This is a genomic window from Variovorax sp. YR566, assembly GCF_051992195.1.
Taxonomy (GTDB): domain Bacteria; phylum Pseudomonadota; class Gammaproteobacteria; order Burkholderiales; family Burkholderiaceae_C; genus Variovorax.
The window spans coordinates 6044207-6063007 of sequence record NZ_CP197092.1; the positions used below are offsets into that span (position 1 = coordinate 6044207).

At 67.3% G+C, this 18801-nt stretch carries 19 protein-coding genes; 13 read left to right on the plus strand and 6 right to left on the minus strand.

The features are described 5' to 3' along the window. Window positions 1-6 precede the first annotated feature (6 nt). Both ACTG4X_RS28210 and ACTG4X_RS28215 read left to right on the plus strand, forming a co-directional pair. Window positions 7-1626: an ATP-binding protein gene (locus ACTG4X_RS28210; protein WP_440532479.1), complete on the plus strand. Its 1620-nt coding sequence runs from the start codon at window positions 7-9 to the stop codon at window positions 1624-1626. Next, window positions 1623-2312 carry a response regulator gene (locus ACTG4X_RS28215; protein WP_093057410.1) on the plus strand — a complete coding sequence of 230 codons (690 nt, stop codon included), beginning with the start codon at window positions 1623-1625 and terminating at the stop codon, window positions 2310-2312. Before ACTG4X_RS28210 ends, ACTG4X_RS28215 begins: the two co-directional genes overlap by 4 nt. Here the strand turns inward: ACTG4X_RS28215 and ACTG4X_RS28220 are convergent. Both ACTG4X_RS28220 and ACTG4X_RS28225 read right to left on the minus strand, forming a co-directional pair. Continuing rightward, window positions 2309-3430 carry an IS630 family transposase gene (locus tag ACTG4X_RS28220; protein WP_440532480.1) on the minus strand — a complete coding sequence of 374 codons (1122 nt, stop codon included), beginning with the start codon at window positions 3428-3430 and terminating at the stop codon, window positions 2309-2311. The two genes, ACTG4X_RS28215 and ACTG4X_RS28220, sit on opposite strands and share 4 nt — an antisense overlap. A 52-nt stretch (window positions 3431-3482) precedes the next feature. Continuing rightward, window positions 3483-3854, minus strand: a complete 372-nt coding sequence (locus tag ACTG4X_RS28225; protein ID WP_093057409.1) for a glutaredoxin domain-containing protein — start codon at window positions 3852-3854, stop codon at window positions 3483-3485. Between the two features lie 318 nt (window positions 3855-4172). On the opposite strand from ACTG4X_RS28225, the gene ACTG4X_RS28230 reads away from it, so the two are divergent. The 3 genes from ACTG4X_RS28230 to ACTG4X_RS28240 are packed head-to-tail and all read left to right on the plus strand — an operon-like array spanning window position 4173 to window position 6896. Further along, on the plus strand, window positions 4173-5003 hold the full coding sequence (locus tag ACTG4X_RS28230) for a transporter substrate-binding domain-containing protein (protein WP_218137545.1): 831 nt from the start codon (window positions 4173-4175) through the stop codon (window positions 5001-5003). Between the two features lie 24 nt (window positions 5004-5027). Beyond that, the gene (locus tag ACTG4X_RS28235) at window positions 5028-6143 is read left to right on the plus strand and encodes an enolase C-terminal domain-like protein (RefSeq protein ID WP_440532481.1); all 1116 of its coding nucleotides are present in this window, start codon (window positions 5028-5030) and stop codon (window positions 6141-6143) included. A gap of 15 nt (window positions 6144-6158) precedes the next feature. Beyond that, window positions 6159-6896: an SDR family NAD(P)-dependent oxidoreductase gene (locus ACTG4X_RS28240; protein WP_097198176.1), complete on the plus strand. Its 738-nt coding sequence runs from the start codon at window positions 6159-6161 to the stop codon at window positions 6894-6896. Here the strand turns inward: ACTG4X_RS28240 and ACTG4X_RS28245 are convergent. Continuing rightward, the gene (locus ACTG4X_RS28245) at window positions 6869-7726 is read right to left on the minus strand and encodes an AraC family transcriptional regulator (protein WP_179830392.1); all 858 of its coding nucleotides are present in this window, start codon (window positions 7724-7726) and stop codon (window positions 6869-6871) included. The genes ACTG4X_RS28240 and ACTG4X_RS28245 overlap by 28 nt on opposite strands. A 103-nt stretch (window positions 7727-7829) precedes the next feature. Between ACTG4X_RS28245 and ACTG4X_RS28250 the strand changes: the two genes are divergently transcribed. Together ACTG4X_RS28250 and ACTG4X_RS28255 are read left to right on the plus strand one after the other, a co-directional pair. Continuing rightward, window positions 7830-8810 carry a Bug family tripartite tricarboxylate transporter substrate binding protein gene (locus ACTG4X_RS28250; RefSeq protein WP_179830391.1) on the plus strand — a complete coding sequence of 327 codons (981 nt, stop codon included), beginning with the start codon at window positions 7830-7832 and terminating at the stop codon, window positions 8808-8810. A gap of 2 nt (window positions 8811-8812) precedes the next feature. Next, window positions 8813-9673: a PhzF family phenazine biosynthesis protein gene (locus ACTG4X_RS28255; protein WP_440532482.1), complete on the plus strand. Its 861-nt coding sequence runs from the start codon at window positions 8813-8815 to the stop codon at window positions 9671-9673. A gap of 36 nt (window positions 9674-9709) precedes the next feature. On the opposite strand, the gene ACTG4X_RS28260 is transcribed toward ACTG4X_RS28255, so the two are convergent. Continuing rightward, window positions 9710-10927 carry an acyl-CoA dehydrogenase family protein gene (locus ACTG4X_RS28260; RefSeq protein ID WP_440532483.1) on the minus strand — a complete coding sequence of 406 codons (1218 nt, stop codon included), beginning with the start codon at window positions 10925-10927 and terminating at the stop codon, window positions 9710-9712. Window positions 10928-11058: 131 nt separating this feature from the next. Here ACTG4X_RS28260 and ACTG4X_RS28265 point away from each other — a divergent pair, with 131 nt between their 5' ends. The 5 genes from ACTG4X_RS28265 (at window position 11059) to ACTG4X_RS28285 (ending at window position 16564) form a co-directional block, all read left to right on the plus strand. Then, the gene (locus ACTG4X_RS28265; protein WP_440532484.1) at window positions 11059-12396 is read left to right on the plus strand and encodes an NUDIX domain-containing protein; all 1338 of its coding nucleotides are present in this window, start codon (window positions 11059-11061) and stop codon (window positions 12394-12396) included. A gap of 47 nt (window positions 12397-12443) precedes the next feature. Further along, complete coding sequence (gene yccS / locus ACTG4X_RS28270; RefSeq protein ID WP_440532485.1) at window positions 12444-14672, plus strand: YccS family putative transporter; 2229 nt, start codon at window positions 12444-12446, stop codon at window positions 14670-14672. Between the two features lie 79 nt (window positions 14673-14751). Then, a complete protein-coding gene (locus tag ACTG4X_RS28275; protein WP_257014574.1) occupies window positions 14752-15117 on the plus strand; it encodes a hypothetical protein in 366 nt (121 codons plus the stop codon). A 175-nt stretch (window positions 15118-15292) separates the two neighbouring features. Beyond that, a complete protein-coding gene (locus tag ACTG4X_RS28280) occupies window positions 15293-15991 on the plus strand; it encodes a Bax inhibitor-1/YccA family protein (RefSeq protein ID WP_093057402.1) in 699 nt (232 codons plus the stop codon). A 30-nt stretch (window positions 15992-16021) separates the two neighbouring features. Beyond that, the gene (locus tag ACTG4X_RS28285) at window positions 16022-16564 is read left to right on the plus strand and encodes an Rrf2 family transcriptional regulator (RefSeq protein WP_093057401.1); all 543 of its coding nucleotides are present in this window, start codon (window positions 16022-16024) and stop codon (window positions 16562-16564) included. Between the two features lie 69 nt (window positions 16565-16633). Here ACTG4X_RS28285 and ACTG4X_RS28290 read toward each other — a convergent pair whose 3' ends face one another. Further along, a complete protein-coding gene (locus ACTG4X_RS28290) occupies window positions 16634-17536 on the minus strand; it encodes a DMT family transporter (protein ID WP_440532486.1) in 903 nt (300 codons plus the stop codon). 136 nt (window positions 17537-17672) lie between these two features. On the opposite strand from ACTG4X_RS28290, the gene ACTG4X_RS28295 reads away from it, so the two are divergent. Beyond that, window positions 17673-18116 (plus strand): Lrp/AsnC family transcriptional regulator, encoded by a 444-nt coding sequence (locus ACTG4X_RS28295; protein ID WP_440532487.1) that lies wholly within the window; start codon window positions 17673-17675, stop codon window positions 18114-18116. Between the two features lie 3 nt (window positions 18117-18119). Here ACTG4X_RS28295 and ACTG4X_RS28300 read toward each other — a convergent pair whose 3' ends face one another. Continuing rightward, complete coding sequence (locus ACTG4X_RS28300) at window positions 18120-18746, minus strand: TetR/AcrR family transcriptional regulator (protein ID WP_440532488.1); 627 nt, start codon at window positions 18744-18746, stop codon at window positions 18120-18122. Window positions 18747-18801: the final 55 nt, after the last annotated feature.

An 18801-nucleotide genomic window follows, 5' to 3' on the forward strand; every position in this document is an offset into this window, starting at 1 on the left:
CAGTCCATGCCTCACCTGACACTTTCCAGGAAGATCTTCCTGGCGCTGGCCGCCCTGTTGATCGTGCTGTTGATCAGCTTCGCGGGCCTGTCGATCATCGCGCTGCAACGCGGCCTGGGCTCCTACGTGGCCGAGATCGAGATCCGGCGCATGGACTGGCTCACCGATCTGCTGCTGAAGCACTACGTCGCCAACGGCGACTGGAAGAGCCTGCGCGACAACGACGACGCCTGGCGCCGCCTGCAGATGGGCCGGATGGCTGCCCTGCTCGACAGCACCAGCAACGGCAGCAACGCCGGCGACGAGCGGCGGCTGCCGCCCTGGTACGACTACCGCGCCATGCGCGGCGGCAATCCTTCCGCCCCTCCACAGCACGACAACGGTGCCGACGGCAGCCCGCCACCCCCGCCGCCGTCGGAGACGACGCTGTCGTCACCACAGCTCGACCTGATGCCGCGCCGGCTGCCGACCATGCCGCCGCCGTGGTTCTTTCGCGATCCACGGGAATCGCCCGACTCCATCTTCCAGCGGCTGGCCGTGCTCGACGCGCACGGCGCACGCGTGGTGGGCGCCGACGTCGACCTGGCGAACGCCGCGCGCACGCCGATCCGGCGCGACCGCACGGTCGTCGGCTATCTGGCGCTCACGCCGCTGCAGGGCCTCGAAAGCGAGGCCGACCGCGCCTTCGTGGCGCGGCAGTCGGGCGTGATCGTGCTCACGGGCCTGTGCGGCCTCGGCTTCGCACTGGTGCTGTCGTGGCTGCTGGCGCGCCGCTGGTTCAAGCCCATCGACGAACTCACGCAGGCCGCGCAAGACCTGGCGCGCGGCCGGCTCTCCACCCGCGTCGCGGTGCAGGGCTCGGACGAGCTTGCGCTGCTCGGGCGCACCTTCAACGACATGGCACAGCGCCTGGACACGGTCGAGGCCTCACGCCGCGCCTGGCTGGCCGATGCGGCGCACGAGCTGCGCACGCCGCTGGCCGCCATGCGCGCGGAAATCGAGGCGCTGCAGGACGGCGTGCGCACTTTCGACGAACGCACCGCGCTGCGGCTGCACCGGCAGGTGATACGGCTCGGCCAGCTGGTCGACGACCTGCGCAGCAGCATGCGCGAGCCGCAGAGCGACCTGCTCACGGCCACGGTGTTTCCGCTGTCGCTGCTGAAAGAAGCGCTCGACCACACGCGCGACCGCTTCGCCGCGCGTGGCATCACGGTGGACCGGCGCGCCATCGACCTCATCGGCGCCGCCGCGCAGCCGACCATCGACGGCGACGCGCACCGGCTGCACCAGGTCTTCATGAACCTGCTGGAGAACACGCTGGCCTACACCGACCAGGGTGGCCAACTGCGCATCGACGTCACGGTCGAGGGCGCTTGGACCGGCAACTGCCTCACCCTGCTGTTCGACGACAGCGCGCCGGGCGTGCCCGAGGCCGAGCTGCCGCGCCTGTTCGACCGCCTGTTCCGCGGCGAAGCCTCGCGCAGCCGCGAACACGGTGGCTCCGGGCTCGGCCTTTCGATCTGCCGCGCGACCATCGAGACGCACGGCGGCACCATCGATGCGTCAGCCTCGCCCCTGGGCGGGCTGCGCGTGACCATCACCCTTCCACTGGGGACATCCTCATGACACGCATCGTCATCGTCGAAGACGAAACCGACATCGCCTCGGTGGTGCAGGACTACCTGCGCCACGCGGGCTACGAAACCGAGCACTTCACCGACGGGCAAAGCGCGCTGGAAAGCATCGTCGCCGCACCGCCCGACCTCACGCTGCTCGACATCATGCTGCCGCGGCTCGATGGCATCGAGGTGCTGCGCCGCGCGCGCGAGCACACGGCGCACCCGATCATCATGCTGACCGCGCGCATCGAGGAGGTCGACCGGCTGCTGGGCCTGGAGCTGGGCGCCGACGACTACGTGTGCAAGCCTTTCTCGCCGCGCGAGCTGGTGGCGCGCGTGCGCGCCGTGCTGCGTCGCACCGCACCGGGGCTGGCGCAGGGCTCGGCCTCGCAGAGCGACGCGCCGGGGCTGGTGCTCGACGACGTGCACTGGCGCGCCTCGCTCGAAGGCACGCCGCTGAACCTCACGCGGCGCGAGTTCGGGCTGCTGCAGGTGCTGTCGCGGCACCCGGGGCGCATCTTCTCGCGCTCCCGCCTGCTCGAGCTGGCCTACGACGACACGGTGGACGTGACCGAACGCGCCATCGACAGCCACGTGAAGAACCTGCGCCGCAAGCTCGGCTCGGTCACGCCCGAGCACGACTGGATACGGTCGGTGTACGGCGTCGGCTTTGCGTGGGAAGTGCCGGGCTAGTGTCCTGTCCCAGTAATTCGCCCGCAGAGTCGGGCGAGTTTTTCGAGGATTGAATCGGCAGTGGCGGTCCAGGTGAACGGCTTGCAGTTTTCGTTGTACTGGCTGACGAAGCTGTCGATCTTCTTGGTCAGTTCCTTGACGCTCTTGAACGAGCCGCGCCGGATCGCCTTGTCGGTGATGATGCCGAAGAAGCGCTCGACCTGGTTGAGCCAGCTGGAATAGGTCGGGACAAAGTGCATATGCCAACGTGGGCGCTGCGCCAGCCATGCGCGCACCTTCGGATGCTTGTGGCTGGCGTAGTTGTCCACGACGCAATGCACGTGCAGATCTTGCGGCACGGCCTTATCGATCTCGCGCAGGAAGGACAGAAACTCTTGATGGCGATGGCGCGGCTTGCAACTGGCAAGCACGGCCCCATTGAGCACGTTCAGCGCCGCAAAAAGCGTGGTCGTTCCATGACGCACGTAGTCATGGGTGACTCCCTCCACGTAGCCCAGCCCCATCGGCAGCATCGGTTGCGTGCGCTCCAGCGCCTGGCACTGGCTCTTCTCGTCCACACACAGCACCAGAGCGTTCTCGGGTGGATTCAGATACAACCCCACCACGTCGCGTAGCTTCTCAATGAACAGCGCATCGGTGGACAGCTTGAAGCTCTCTACTCGATGCGGCTTGATCTGAAAGGCTTGCAGGTAGCGCGCGACAGTGCTCTTGCTGATACCCGTTTCGCCCGCCAATGTGCGTGTGCTCCAGTGCGTGGAGCCGTCAGCCGGCTTGGTGTGCAACGTCTTGTTGATCAGCTCGGCAACCCGCTCGTCGCCCACCGATCGCGGGCGGCCAGGGCGAAGTTCGTCATACAGCCCTGGCAGCCGATCGCGTGCATAGCGGCCACGCCACTTCGTCACCGTGGCTCGGTTGATCCCCAGCGCTTGCGCAACGTCGGTGCTGGCCCTGTCTTCGCCTTCACAGGCCAACACGATTCGCGCACGCAACGTCAATGCAGCCGGCAGCGAACGCGATCTGGCCATGAAGGCCAGTTCTGCTCGCTCGCCTTCGGTCAGGCTGATGGTGGTCGTGCGCGTGTATGCGTTGGGCATGAGGCATCTCCAAGGATGCCTCATGCCATGCAGTTTTTGTGCCTACGAATTAACGGGACAGGACACTAGCCGGTGGCTATCGGCTGGCGAGAAGAGTCTTGAGCTCGCCGCTGTCGATGAGCTTCTGCAAGTCGGTGGCGCCGCCGACCAGCATGCCCTTGACGAACACCATCGGAAAGGTCGGCCACCCGGTCCACATCTTGAGCGCGTTGCGGTCGCGCCATTGGCTCAGGTAGCTGCCGTACCCGAGGTACTTGTACGGCTGCCCGATCCGGTCGAGGGCCTGGCGCGCTTTCTTGGGGAACGGGTTGATGCCCATGCCGACCACGACCACGTCGTGCTCGGCAACTGCCGCCATGACTTCGCGCACGAAGGTCTGGCGGCTGTCGGCCAGCCTTGCGCGGATGGCGGGGTGGATGCGGGCTTCTTCGAGGACGGGGCGGGGCATTGGGGAGCTTTCAGTGGTTCGTGTGAATGTAAGGGCCCGGGGGCGGCGCTTCCTGACTGCCAGCCAGCCAGTAATCCATCGTTGCAATGGCAAGCTTCTTGCTCGACGCCCCTGTGACTTGCTCATCCCCAGGGATCGCATATCGGCATCCGCCGTCGTCGAAACGACGAGATCGAGTGTTCTTTCGACGATCTGGTCTCTACCTTCGGTCTCCTGTCGTACCTACGATCACATCCACCGAAGACTGTCATCGCTTCAAGTCGAAGCCGATGCCTTGTTTTTTCCTTCCCCCCGAGCCCTGAAAACGGAGTATTCATCATGAAGCGTCGCGATTTTGTTGCTGGTTCAATGTTGGCGGCGGGTGCCGCTTCGTGGGCGACCGCGTTGGCGCAGGCGAGCGAATCGACATGGGAGCGCGTAACGCGCACCAAGGTCATGCGCGTCGGCGCGGTCGATGGCGGACTGCCCTATTACAAGAAGGACATGGTGAGCGGGGAGTGGCTCGGCTGCATGGCCGATTTCTATCGCGGCCTGGCCAAGAGCCTGGACGCAAAGCTCGACATCACGCCCACCAGTTGGGGCAATTCGGTGCTCGAGTTGCAGTCGCAAAAGATCGACATCTTCTTCGGCCTGAACCCGACGCCCGCACGCCTGCAGGTGATCGACTTCACGGACCCGGTGCTGAACATCGCTTTCGCCGCCGTGTGCAAGAAGGGCTATGCGCCCAAGACCTGGGCAGAGCTCGACCAGCCCACGATCCGCGTCGTGGTCGACAAGGGCTCTTCGCACGACACGCTCGCCACGCGCCTGCTCAAGAACGCGGAGATCACCCGGCTGGACAGCGCCGTCGATGCAACGCTTGCGCTGCAGGTCGGGCGCGCCGACGCGCAGATCCTCGTCCTGCCGCTGGCTCTGAGCCTGGCCAGCAAGAATCCCGCGGTGGGTCAGGTGGTCATCCTGACGCCTGAAGAAGTCGCAACCTCCAATGGCGGCGTTCGCAAGGAGGCCGACACGCGCTGGCTCAAGCACGTCAACGGATGGCTCGCCAGCGAACGCGCAAGCGGAAACATCCGCAAGACCTTCATCTCGAACCTCAAGTCCGTCGGGGGCGTCAGCGAAGACAAGATCCCGCCGCAAATCAAGGTCTGACGATCACTCCCAGGCACCATCACCATGAAGATCCAGAACATCGAAGTGCACCTGCTCGAATCGCCCATCAAGATGAAGCGATCGCAGGGCGTGGGAAGCATCCAGGCCTCCATCAAGCGCGTGGTGGTCCGCGTGCGAACCGACCAGGGCATCGATGGCATCGGCGAGGGGCAGGCGTGGGAGGTGTTCTCGGGCACCAACGAGAACCTGTTCCACGGCATTGCGCAATACCTGCGCCCCGTGCTCCTGGGCACAGACCCGCGCGACATTCCGCAGCGCATGGCCGACTGCGACCGGGCGCTGGTCGGCAGCCCCGAAGCCAAGGCCGCGGTGGAGATGGCCCTGTTCGACCTGTGCGGCAAGGCGGCCAACCTGCCGCTGTATTCGCTGATCGGCGGCAAGGTGCGCGACAGGATTCCCTTTTCTTTCTCCATCGCCAATCCCGACATCGACGCCGACATCGAGCTCGCGAAGCAGATGCTCGGCGCCGGGCATCGCATCTTCAAGGTGAAGACGGGCTTTGCTTCGCATGCGGAAGACATGCGCCGGCTCTCGCTGCTGAGAGAGCATCTGGGCTTCGAGTTCGATTTGCGCATCGACTACAACCAGGGCCTGCAGCCCTACAACGCGCTGCAGCAGCTGCGTGACGTCGAGCAGTTCAAGCCCACCTTCATCGAACAACCGGTGCCGCGCGATGCCATCGCGGCCATGGCGCAGATTGCAGCGGCACTCGACACGCCGATCATGGCCGACGAAAGCGTGTTCTCCCCGGCCGAGGCGCTGCGCACGGTGCAGGAGCGCGCCGCCGACATCATCAGCATCAAGCTCATGAAGGCCGGTGGCATCGGCAAGGCCATGAAGGTGAACGCAATCGCCGAAGCGGCGGGTCTTCCCTGCTACGGCGGCACGCTGTGGGAGGGCGGCGTTGCACTGGCGGCCGCGTCGCACTTCATTGCGGCAAGTTCCAACGTCTCTCTGGGCTGCGAGTTCTACATGCCGAAGTATGTTTTCCAGGAAGACATCCTGGTCCGCATGACGCCGGCGGAAGCGGGGCACGTGCATGTGCCGAGCGGCCCGGGCATCGGTGTCGAGATCGACTGGAAGATCGTCGAGAAGCAACGCATCGCGTTCTCGGCCTGAAGCGCCGGCTTTGGCATGAACACCGTCATCGTGACCGGCGCGGGCTCGGGCATCGGCGCCGCAACCTGCCGGCTCCTTTCAACGCAGGGCGTCGACCTTGTGATTCACACCGGCAGCAACCGTGCGGCGGCCGAAGCGGTGGCACAGCAATGCGGCGCGGTGCGAAGCACCGTCGTGGTCGGAGATATCGGCACGCCGCAGACGATAGACGCCCTGCTCGATGCCGCACAAGCCCAAGGCGGCCTTCGCGGCGTGGTGGCCAATGCCGGCTTCGCGGACAGGCGTTCGCTCGCTGAGCTGGATGACGACATCGTCGAGCGCTCGCTGCACGTCATGGTCGTTTCGCTAGCGCACCTCCTGCGCAGGAGCCTGCCTCTGTTGGAGGCGAGCGGGCAGGGTCGCTTCGTTGCGGTGAGTTCGTTCGTCGCACATCGCTTCCGTCTGGGCAGTTCCACATTTCCCGCGACGGCCGCTGCCAAGGCGGGCGTGGAAGCACTGGTGAAAGCCGCAGCCGCCGAAATGGCGCCGCGCGGCGTGACCGTCAATGCCGTGGCGCCGGGCTATGTGCGGAAAGACAGCGCGAAGGCCGGCGCGCTCAACGAGCAGCAATGGAAGGCGGCCCTGGGACAGGTGCCCATGGGCAGGCTCGCAACCCCCGACGACATCGCGGCCCCGATTGCCTTCCTGCTGAGTCCGGCGGCAGCCTTCATCACAGGGCAGGTGATTCATGTGGACGGGGGAATGACGCTGTAAAGGCTAGAGCCGGGTCCCGAGGCGCGGATCTGCGTCGCGGTCTTCGCCCAGGTCTTCTCCAGCATCCGCGACAGGTACGAGCCCGACTCCCAGCCCACCTGCAGGGCGATGGACAGCACCGACTCCCGCGTGTGCGCCAGCAGGTAGGCCGCGCGCTCCAGGCGCCGGCGCTGCAGCCAGGCCAGCGGCGATACGCCGTACTTCGCTCGGAAGATGCGCTCCACCTGGCGGCGCGAGAGGCGGTGCTGCTGGGCAAAGGCTTCCAGCGACAGAGGCTCTGCCAGGTCGCTTTCGATGGCTTCGGCCAGCAGTTCGGCCACCAGCAGGGCCGATGACGGATCGCCGTCCGACAGGGGGTTGCCGCTGAGCCGCGCCGCCTCCATGACGAGCGCGCCGCACAGCGCGTAGTTTTCGCCGGTGCCGGTCTTCGCGGATTCGAACATCCGCTGCGACAGCGCGCGCAGCGCGGTGCTGCCCGCGCGCATGCCCTGCGGCGGCCCCGAGACACCCTGCGCCTGCAAGGCGGTGGCCCACAGCGCCGGATCGACATAGACCGCGATGTGCGTCTGCCCTGACGTAAGCGTGGTCGTCGAATGCGCGCTCCCCGCCGCAAACCAGACGAAGTGCCCGGGACCGAGGCGCTGCGCCTCGCCCTGCGCATCGCCGACGCTGAAGCGTCCCGCGAGGGGCACGAACAGCATGTCGCAATCGTGCACGTGGGTGTCGGTGGCATAGCGGTCGCGGGTGTTCGCGACCATGGCGGCGTGGTGCGACAGCCGCTCGACGAACAGCGACTGGCGGGGCGTCGAGGGCGCGTTGTTCAGGTGCATGGCCACTCCTTGTCGCATTTGGATTCGTGCATGTCGCAATCGGTCGCGCGCATTTGTGCACGCTCAACAGAATCGGGAAACACCACTCCCGCAAGCAAGAAGCATGACCCCAAAACCTCTGCGCCGCGCGCTCCTCGGTCTGGCAGCCGCCGGGCTTCTGTACGGCCCTGCAGCCTCCTGGGCAGCCCCGGACTATCCGGGCAAGCCGGTCACGATCATCGTACCCTTCCCCGCCGGCGGCGGCACGGACGTGATCTTCCGCTCGGTGCAGCAGCGGCTGCAGGCCGCGCTCGGCGTGTCGGTGATCATCGACAACCGGTCCGGCGCCGGCGGCACCGTGGGCACGGGCTTCGGCGCGAAGGCGAACCCCGACGGCTACACGCTCGTGGCCGCCACCACGTCGACCATCGCATCCGCCGACGCGGTGTACCCGAAGCTGCCCTATGACCCGATCAAGGACCTGGTGCCGGTCAGCACCATCGGCACCACGCCCTTCGTACTGGTGGTGACGCCTTCGCTGGCGGCACGCGACGTGAAGGGCTTCGTCGATTACGCCAAGGCCCATCCCCAGGCGCTGAACTACGGCAGCATCGGCAACGGCAGCCTGAGCCATCTGGCGGGCGAACTCTTCAAGCAGCGCACCGGCATCGAGATGACGCATGTGCCCTACCGCGGTGCGGCGCCCGCGCAGGCTGACCTGATGGCGGGGCAGATCCAGGCGCTGTTCGACAACCCACCCGCGCTGCTGGCGCAGGTGCGCGGCGGCCGCATGCGGGCGCTGGCGATCAGCGAACCCTCGGCCGGCTTCGACGGCGTGCCCACTTTCGAGCAGGCCGGCATCAAGGACTTCAAGCCGCAGCTCTGGTACGGCCTGATGGCCCCGGCGGCCACGCCGCAACCGGTGATGCAGCGCCTGCGCGCCGCGCTCGACACAGCAATGAACGACCCAGCCCTGCGCGCCGACATGCTCGCCAAAGGCGTGACACCATGGAACGTACAGCCCGACGCGTTCCAGGCGCAGATCCGCAGCGACATCAAGCTCTGGGGCGGCATCGCGCGCTCGGTGAACGCGAGGGCCGATTGACGATGGCCAGCGTTCACAACATCCGCGTCTTCGTGGGGCCCGACCCGAAGGTCGGCGGCAACCCCGCGCCGGTCTGGCTCGATGCCGACGACCTCTCCAGCGCGCAGATGCAGGAATACACGCGGCGCAGCGGGCATGAATCGGCCTTCGTGCTGAAGCCCGCGACGCCCGCTCATGCCCTGCGCATGCGCTACTTCGTACCGAACCACGAAATGGAAATGTGCGGCCACGCCACGGTCGGCGCGCTGTGGCTGTTGCACCAGCGCGATGAATGGAACGGCGCACCGGTCGCCATCGAGACGCTGAGCGGCACCGTGACGGGACGGCGTGTCGATGGCACGGTGCAGATCAGCCAGCCGCGCGCGGTGGTGCAGGAAGTGACGCAGCAAGCGCTGGTCGAAGAGATCGCGCAATGCCTGGGCATCGACGCGTCGCAGATCGCGGGGCCGGTGCTCAATGCCGCCACCAGCCGCGTGAAGACACTGGTGCGGCTGGCGGACACGGCGCAACTGCATGGCTTGCGCGTGGATTTCTCGCGCGTCGAATCGCTGTGCGAGCGGCTCGGGTCCACCGGGCTGTATCCCTACGCGATGTCACAGGACGCAGCCGGCACAGTCAGCGCGCGGCAGTTTCCGAAGTCTTCGGGCTATCCGGAAGACGCTGCCACGGGCATCGCCGCGGCCGCGCTCGCGTGGGGGCTACGCCATCTGGGCCTGGTCGGCCGCGGCGCGCTGTCGGTGACGGTTCGCCAGGGCGAGGCCATGGGGTCGCCCTCTGCCATCCACGTGGGGCTGCCCCCGGAGGCGATGGCACAGGAAGGCTGCTGGGTGGGCGGCGACGCTGCGGCAGAAGATCTCCGCTAAAGCAGCGTTGCCGACGCGCGGCTGGTCGGTCCTGCCTTACTGGTACGTCGCCAGTTCCTGCTTGGCAATCGCGTTGCGGTGCACCTCGTCGGGACCGTCGGCCACGCGCAGGTGGCGCTCGTAGGCGTAGAAATGTGTGAGCAGCGTGTCCTGGCTCAGGCCCATGGCGCCGAAGGCCTGCATCGCCCAGTCGATCACCTTCACGCAGTTGTTGGGCGTGAGCACCTTGATCATCGCGATCTCCTTTGCGGCGACCTTGTTGCCCACGGTGTCCATGCGGTAGGCCGCGTTGAGCACCATCCAGCGCGACTGCTCGATGAGCATGCGCGACTCGGCAATGCGCTCGCGCCACACGCCCTGCTCCGACAGCGGCTTGTGAAACGCGACACGCGACACGAGACGCTGGCACATCATTTCCAGCGCGGCCTCGGCCATGCCGATGGCACGCATGCAGTGATGGATGCGCCCCGGCCCGAGGCGGCCCTGCGCAATTTCGAAGCCGCGGCCTTCGCCGAGCAGGATGTTCTCGACCGGCACGCGCACGTTGTCGAACACGATCTCGGGGTGGCCGAACGGCGGGTCGTAGACGCCGAGCAGTGCCATGTCGCGCACGATGGTCACGCCGGGCGTGTTCTTCGGCACGAGGATCATCGACTGCTGCTTGTGGCGATCTGCGTTGTCGGGATCGGTCTTGCCCATCAGCACGAAGATTTCGCAGCGCTCGTTCATCGCGCCGGTGATGTACCACTTGCGCCCGTTGATGACGTACTCATTGCCTTCGCGGCGGATGCTGCAGCGGATGTTGGTGGCGTCGCTCGACGCCACCTCGGGCTCGGTCATCGCGAAGGACGAGCGGATCTCTCCAGCCAGCAGCGGCTTGAGCCAGCGCTCCTGCTGGGCCTTGGTGCCGTAGCGCGCCAGCACTTCCATGTTGCCGGTGTCGGGCGCAGAGCAGTTGAAGATTTCGGAGGACCAGTAGCGCCGGCCCATGATCTCGCACAGCGGGGCGTATTCGACGTTGCTCAGCCCCGGGCCGTGCTCCGACTCGGGCAGGAACAGGTTCCACAGCCCGCGTTCGCGCGCCTTGGCCTTGAGGCCGGACATCATCGGCAGCTCGGCGTAGGGGCGGCCTGCGCGGGCGTTGGCGGCCAGTTCTTCTTCATGGCGTTTTTCGTTCGGGTAGACGAACTCGTCCATGAACTTGAGCAGTTCCTCGCGCAGCGCGATCACCCTGGGTGTGAATTCGAAATGCATGGTGCGTCCTTCAGCAACAGTCGATGTGCCTTGAAGGTACGTCGCGCACCGCATTCCGGACGGTCTTCCGCGCGACAGCCGGAGGCCCCTGCTGTCGCCTTCGCAGCAGCCACCGGCGCGACAATGCGTGCATGACAGCCAGCACTCCGGATGCCACGCCACAACCCGCTTCGCCGCCGCGCCCCGTGCGCTCGGCGGCCACCCTCATCGTTCTGCGCGACGCAAGCCACGGCCTCGAAGTGCTGATGCTGCGGCGGGCCGAGAAGGCCAACGACCAGAACAGCGGCGCCAGCGTGTTTCCGGGCGGCGTGATCGATGCGCACGACCGCGGCCTGCACGTGCACTGCGACGGCATGGACGACAGGGCCGCGAGCGAACGCCTCGCGGTGCCTGATGGCGGGCTCGACTACTACGCCGCCGCGATCCGCGAATGCTTCGAGGAAGCCGGCGTGCTGTTTGCGACCGACGGCGGCACCGAACGGCTGGTGTCGCTGGACAGCCTGCCGCCCGACCAGCTCGCCGCCATGCGCCATGCGGCGGAGCAAGGCACCGATGCGCTGCTCTCGCTGTGCGAGCGGCACGGCTGGCGGCTCGCGGCCGACCGGCTCGCTTATTTCGCTTACTGGCTCACGCCGCCAGGCATGCCGCGCCGCTTCGACACGCGCTTCTTCATCGCGCCGATGCCCGAGGCGCAGCGCGTGCAGCCCGATGGCCGCGAGACGGTCGAGCACATGTGGCTGCGCCCCGCCGAGGCCGTGGACCCGGCGCGCGGGCTCAAGCTGATGAACGTGACGCGCCGCATCCTCGAGCAGCTCGCGCAGTTCGCAAGCACGGCCGAGCTCATGGACCATGCGCGCGGCCTGCAGCACATTCCGCGCGTCATGCCCCGGCTGGCGGACGGGCCCGCGGGACGACGGCCGGTGAACATGGATGAGCCGGCATACGAAGAAGTCGCGCATCTCGACCCGGACGGCAAGGGCGGTGGCCGCTATGCGCACGAGGCCGGACTGGTGACGCGGCTGTCGGCGCGGGTTCTGCGGGTTACGGGCGAAGCATCGGGCGAACTGGCGCACAGCTACTTCGTGGGAGCTGAGGGCGGCGATTGCGCGTTGATCGATGCGTTGCCCGCTAGCCCCGGGCACATCGCGGCCCTCGTTGCAGCGGCACCCGGGCGCGTGCGATGGATCCTGTCGACGCAGGCGTGGTCGGAAGAAGCCATGAGCGCCTTCGACGGCCTGCGCGATATCTGGCCCGATGCCTCCGCTGTGTCGCCCACGCCGGGCGAACGGATCGACCTGGGCGGCGCCACGCTGCGCGTGCTGTCGGGTACGGACGGGGCGCAATCCCGTCAGTTCCTGCAAGTCGAAGACGAGATGCTGCTCGCAGGGGTTGCCCCCGCAGCCGACGACGCCCAAGCCCGGTGGATAGCCCCGCGCCACGGCTTCCTGCGCAGCCGGCCTGCGCCCTAGCCACAAGGCGCCACACGGCCGTGGCATGCATCGTGCAAGATCAGCCCATGCTTCCCCTGTCTCCCGACGCGCTGCGCCAGCGGCTGCGGTCTTTCGCTTCCCGCGCGCAACCCGTTCGCATTCTTCTCACCCTCGGCAGCCTCATGGCGGCCTGCGCCTGGACCGGCCATCCTGATGCGGTGATTCCCCTGTTCCTCGGCGCCATCGCCAGCGCGCTCGCCGAGACCGACGACAGCTGGCGCGGCCGGCTGCGCGCGCAGGTGGTCACGCTGGGCTGCTTCGCAGCCATCGCATTCGCGGTGGAGGCGGCGTTCGGCCTGCCGCTGCTGTTCATCACCGGGCTTGCGCTCGCGGCCTTCTGCCTCACGATGCTCGGGGCGGTGGGGGCGCGCTACAAGGCGATTGCGTATGCGACGCTGATCCTCGCGATGTACGCCACGCTCGGCATCGAGAACATGGGCGCGCACGGTGTGGCTCATCGCGGGCGCGAACCGCTGCTGCTGCTGGCGGGCGCTGCGTGGTACGGCGTGTTCTCGGTGCTGTGGTGCGCGGCCTTTCCGGCGCAGCCTGTGCAGGCGCGGCTCGTGACGCTGTTCGCGGTGCTGGGCAATTTCGTGCGCTTCAAGGCATCGCTGTTCGAGCCGCTGCGCGGCATCGACATCGAGCGCAAGCGGCTCGCACTGGCGCAGCTCAATGCCGAAGTGGTCGCGGAGCTCAACGCGGCGAAGGAAAGCATCTTCCTGCGCATCGGCGCGCGCGCGCCGACCGGGCGCCTCTCGCGCTACCGCGGGCTCTACCTGATCGCGCAGGACGTACACGAGCGCGCCAGCTCCTCGCACGACGACTACAACGCGCTGGCCGACGCCTTCTTCCACAGCGACCTGCTCTACCGCTGCCAGCGCCTGCTGGGCCTGCAGGGCCTGGCCTGCCAGCGGCTGGCCGATTCGATCGCTCGGCGCGAGCCTTTCGAGGTGGGCACGGAGACGGTGCAGGCGCTGGCCGACCTGCGCAGCGCCATCGAGCATGAGCGCGCGCGGGCCGATACGCCCGGGCGGCTGGCGCTGCTTGCGTCCGTCGAGGCGCTGGCGCGCAACCTCGCGCTGCTCGACGGGCAGCTCGCCGGGGCCAGCCAGCCGTCGGCGCGCGCGGGCCGCACGGAGATGGGCCTGTTCGACCGCTCGCCGCGCTCATGGCGCGATGCGGTCGAGCGCGTGCGGCGGCAGCTCACCACGCGCTCGCCGCTGTTTCGCCATGCGCTGCGCCTGTCGGTGGCGCTGGTGGCGGGCTACGGCGTGATGCGCGCCATTCACCCGGCGCAGGGCTACTGGATCTTGCTGACCACGCTGTTCGTCTGCCAGCAGACTTATGGCGACACCATTTCGCGCATGGGGCAGCGCATTGCCGGCACCGCGCTCGGCGTGGTGGCCGGTTGGGCGCTGCTGCAGCTGTTTCCGCAGCCGCTGGTGCAGTCGGTGATCGCGGTGATGGCGGGCGTGCTGTTCTTCGCGACCCGCACCACGCGCTACCTGCTGGCCACAGCCTCGATGACGCTGCTGGTGCTGATGTGCTTCAACCAGGTCGGCGACAGCGGCGTGCTGCTGGTGCCGCGGCTGGTCGACACCGCCATCGGCAGCGCGATCGCCGGGCTGGCCGTGCTGCTGGTGCTGCCGCATTGGCAGGCGCGGCGCATCAACGAGCTGGCGGCGGCCGCCATGCGCGGCCATGCCGGCTACCTGCGGCAGATCGTCGGGCAGTACCGCACCGGCGCGCGCGACCACCTCGACTACCGGCTGGCGCGGCGCAACGACCACAACGCGGATGCGGCGCTGTCCACGGCCGTGTCGGACATGTTCCGCGAGCCGGGCTACGTGCGGCCGCGCGCGGGGGTGGCGCTGCGCTTCCTGATCCGGTCGCACACGCTGCTGAGTTACCTATCGGCCCTGGGCGCCCACCGCGCGGCGCTGCCGGACTCGGCGCAGATGGCGGTGCTGCGCACGGCGGCCGAAGGTGCGATCGCGGCGCTGGAAGGGCTGGCGGCCGGGCTGGAAAAGGGCGTGATCGAGACGCCGGGCGATGCAGTTGCGGAATCAACCGCGCGCGCCGCACTGGCGCAGGCCGTTGCCGCCAGCGGCGAGAACGGGGACGGCGGCGACCCGCAGGCGCGAACTTTTCATACCGAACTCGGTCTGATCTGGCTGCAGATAGACGCGTTGCGCACCCATGCACGCGAATGGCTGCAGTCCGAAGGCAGCGAAACCACGACCGCGCCAGCCTGAGCGAACATCCATGCGATCCGGTCGGTTGAAAGCACCCGCCGTGAACACCTCGTAGCGCGGCAGGTAAGATTACCCCTACATGTCCCGCTGGTTTGTCGCCACTGTCCTGTCCATCATGCTGTCCTGCTACGGCTTTGCCGTGCTTGCCCACAGCGTGATCGGTGGCGGCCATTCGCACGGCGAACAACAGGAGTCCGCGCTGGTTGTCAGTGCTGACTTCTCCGATGCAGCAACGCCGGCAAGCGATGCCGACAAGACATCGGACGATTCCCTTTCCGTCGACGAAGCCGGCTCCGAGCACGCCGAACTGGTCGACGCACGCAACGGCGCCCCCGCGCTGCTGCGCTTTACGGAACAGCCGCCGAAGCTCGGCCTGACCACCTCAGTCGCGCCGTTCCTAGCGCGACCCAAGCGGCCACCCCGCGCCGCGTCCTTCGTCGCCTAGGCCCCTCAAGGCCTTGCGCGACCGGGAGCCGCCATGGCTCCCGCCCTTTCGATCCGGGCCCCCGCCATCCGGCGGCACCCGCATCGCAGCAACGACATCTCTCATTTCCGGCCCTGTGCCCCTTGCGCGCCATTGCGTGCAGCCGGCACTGGTCCAGTTTCAAGGAATCAACACAATGAACAACAGTCCCTCCACCTATCACGACGGCTTCGACCTCCCGCTCGCCTCGCCGCAGGAACGCAACCGCGTGCTGCGCAACACATACTGGCTGCTCGCGCTGTCGATGGTGCCCACCGTTCTGGGGGCCTGGATCGGCGTTTCCACCGGCTTCTCGCGCGCCATGTCGCCGGGCATCGGCCTGATGGTGTTCCTCGGCGGCGCCTTCGGCTTCATGTACGCCATCGAGAAAACCAAGGAATCGGCCGCCGGCGTGCCGGTGCTGCTGGCCTTCACCTTCTTCATGGGCCTGATGCTCTCGCGCCTGGTGGGCTCCGTGCTCGGCCTGGCCAACGGAGCCAGCCTGGTGATGACGGCGTTCGCCGGCACCGGCGCGATCTTCTTCGGCATGGCCACGCTGTCGTCGGTCATCAAGCGCGACCTGTCGGCCATGGGCAAGTGGCTCTTCATCGGCGCCATCCTGCTGCTGGTGGCTGGCATCGCCAACTTCTTCATCCAGTCGAGCGCGCTGATGATGACGCTGTCGGTCGCGGCCATCGGCATCTTCTCGGCCTTCATCCTGCACGACCTCAAGCGCGTGAAGGACGGCCTGGAGACCAACTACATCTCCGCCACGCTGGGTGTGTATCTCAGCATCTACAACGTCTTCCAGTCGCTGCTGGCCCTGCTGGGCATCGCGGGCGGCCGGGACGAGTAATTCCCCACGAAGGAAGGAAAGGAACATCCCATGCGTCTCACCACCAAGGGCCGCTTCGCGGTCACCGCGATGATCGACATCGCCCTGCACGGCCGGTCGGGCCCCGTCACGCTGGCCTCGATCAGCCTGCGTCAGCGCGTGTCGCTGTCGTACCTGGAGCTGCTCTTCGGCAAGCTGCGGCGCGCCAGCCTGGTCGAATCGACCCGCGGCCCCGGCGGCGGCTATTCGCTCAGCCGCAAGGCGGCGGAGATTTCGGTGGCCGACATCGTTCTCTCGATCGAGGAACACGATGCCGAATCCACCCGCCGGCGCGACGCCGACGCCCCGGGCGAGACCGGCCGCTGCGAAATCGACGAGCTCTGGGCCACCGTGAACCTGCGGGCGGTCGAGTTCCTCAAGTCGATCTCGCTGCAAAGCCTGGTCGACGAACAAAAGGCCAAGGGCGTGCAAGCCGCAGTACGGACCGAAACCCGGCGCACGCCGACCGGTCAGCCGGCCACGCGCAAGCCTTTTGTGGTCGACGCGCCCAACTCGGTGTTCGCACTGGGACGGCGTCAGCAGAGCGCCAGCTAGCCTCAGCCGGTCAACGCCATCACGGACCATGCGGTCGCCCGGCGCGGCCGCACGCGACGACGTCCTGACTCAGCGCTCTTCGGTGGCGGGCGAGCGCCTCAGCACGCCGGGCAGGGTCCATCCGAACGTCATGCCCGCCGCGGCTATCAGGATGGCCGCGGCGCCCACCACCTGCAATGCGCCCAGCCGCTGGCCGAAGGCGACGTAGTCGACGCCGATGGCCACCAGCGGATAGATGAACGACAGCGCGCCGGCCACGGGCGTCGACAGCTTCTGCAGTGCCCCGTACAACAGCACGAACACCAGCCCCGTGTAGACCACGCCCATGGCCAGGTGCACGCTCCACGTGGCCGCATCGCTGGGCAGCGTCTTCAGATGCGCGAACGGCGCGAGCATCACGATGCCCACGCAGACCTGGATCAGCGCGATGAGATGCGGGGCGATGCCGTCGAGCTTCTTCGCAATGATCGCGGCCACCGCGTAGCAGAAGGCCGCGCCCAATGCCATCAGCACGCCGACGAAATAGGCCGAACCGTCGGCCCCGCCGCCCGGCTTGGCCTGCGCCACCAGCACCACGCCAGCGAACGCGATGCACAGCCACACGGCCTTCATCGCGGTCAGCCGCTCCGACAGCAGCAGCGCGCCGAGCGCGACCAGCATGAAGGGCTGCGTGTTGTAGACCGCCGTGGCAATCGAGATCGACGCGCGCGAGAAGGAAGCGAAGATCAGCACCCAGTTGACGACCAGCGCCACGCCGCCCAACGCGGCCAACGCAAAGCTGCGCAGCGTCAGGCCACGCCGCAGCAGGCCCAGAGCGAGGCACACGATGAGCAGCGTGGCCGCGCCGAACACGCAGCGCCAGAACAGCAGGTCGGGCAGCGGCTGTCCGGATCGCACGACGAACCATCCGATGGTTCCGGAAATCACCATGGCCGCGCTCATTTCCAGCGCACCGCGAAGCTGTGTCTGCATGTCTGTCTCGAATGGCAGAAAGGAAGGAGCAAGCGTGCCACGTCCGGCGCGGATTGGATATGCTTTGAATAAGGCAATCACCGCTGATGACCTTTCAAAACAAGCCATCGCGGCCCATTCACCGGAGATCGGCAACATGCTCGACGCAATCGACGAAACCATCGTGCAGGCATTGGCCGGCAACGCGCGGATGTCCCTGAAAGAGCTGGCCCACAACGTGGGGCTGTCGTCGCCCAGCGTGTCGGAGCGGCTGCGACGACTTGAAGAGCGCGACGTGATCCGCGGCTACACGCTGGACGTGAACCCGAAGGCGCTGGGCTACCAGTTCCAGGCCATCGTGCGCATCCGCCCATTGCCGGGGCAACTGCAGGCAGTGCAGAAGCTGATCGAGGCCACGCCCGAGTTCTGCGAGTGCGACAAGGTCACAGGCGAAGACTGCTTCGTCGCGCGGCTGTTCCTGCAATCGCTCGAACAGCTCGACGGCATTCTCGACCGCATCGCGAGCAAGGCCGAGACCAACACCTCCATCGTGAAGGCGCAGACGATCCGCAGGCGGCTGCCGCCCTTTCCGGCTGAGTGAAGGTCAGGGCCAGAACTGCTTCAGTATTTCCGGCAGCATGCTCTCGACAAAATCGTTCGTGCACGCGCTGCCGGCCTGCTCGCCGAACTTCTCGTCCAGCGCAAGATGCGCAAAGCCGTGCACGACGGACCAGGCGCCCAGCGCGGCGGCCTGCATCGCGCGGTTCGGCGGCTTCTTGCTGCTCCAGCCGTTGTAGTCGCGCACTGCCTGCTCCAGTTCGGCGAATGCCGCATCGCCGGCCGCCTGCAGCCGCAGGTCTTGCGTCAACCGGTCCTTGCGGAACATGAGCTGAAAGCGCGCCGGGTAGGCCAGCGCGAATCGCACATAACCCATGCCCTGCCCACGCAAGCGACGCGCGGGGTCGGTGCCACCCGCTTCCGTGCCAGCACGCAGGCAGCGTGTAAGTTCCTCGAAGCCCAGGATCGCCACCTCGGTCAACAACCCGGCTGCGCTGCCGAAATGATGCATGGGCGCGGCCGCCGACACGCCGGCGCGCCGCGCCGCTTCGCGCAGGGTGAAGCCCTCGATGCCGCGCTCGGCGAGCAGGACTTCGGTCGCCCCGATCAACGCCGCGTGCAGATCGCCGTGGTGATAGGGCGCGGGGGCTTCCTCTGTTTTCTTTGCCGCCATGGCTGGTTGCTGCTTTCGGTCTTCAAAGGAGGGAACTCTACCTTCTAAAGAATCT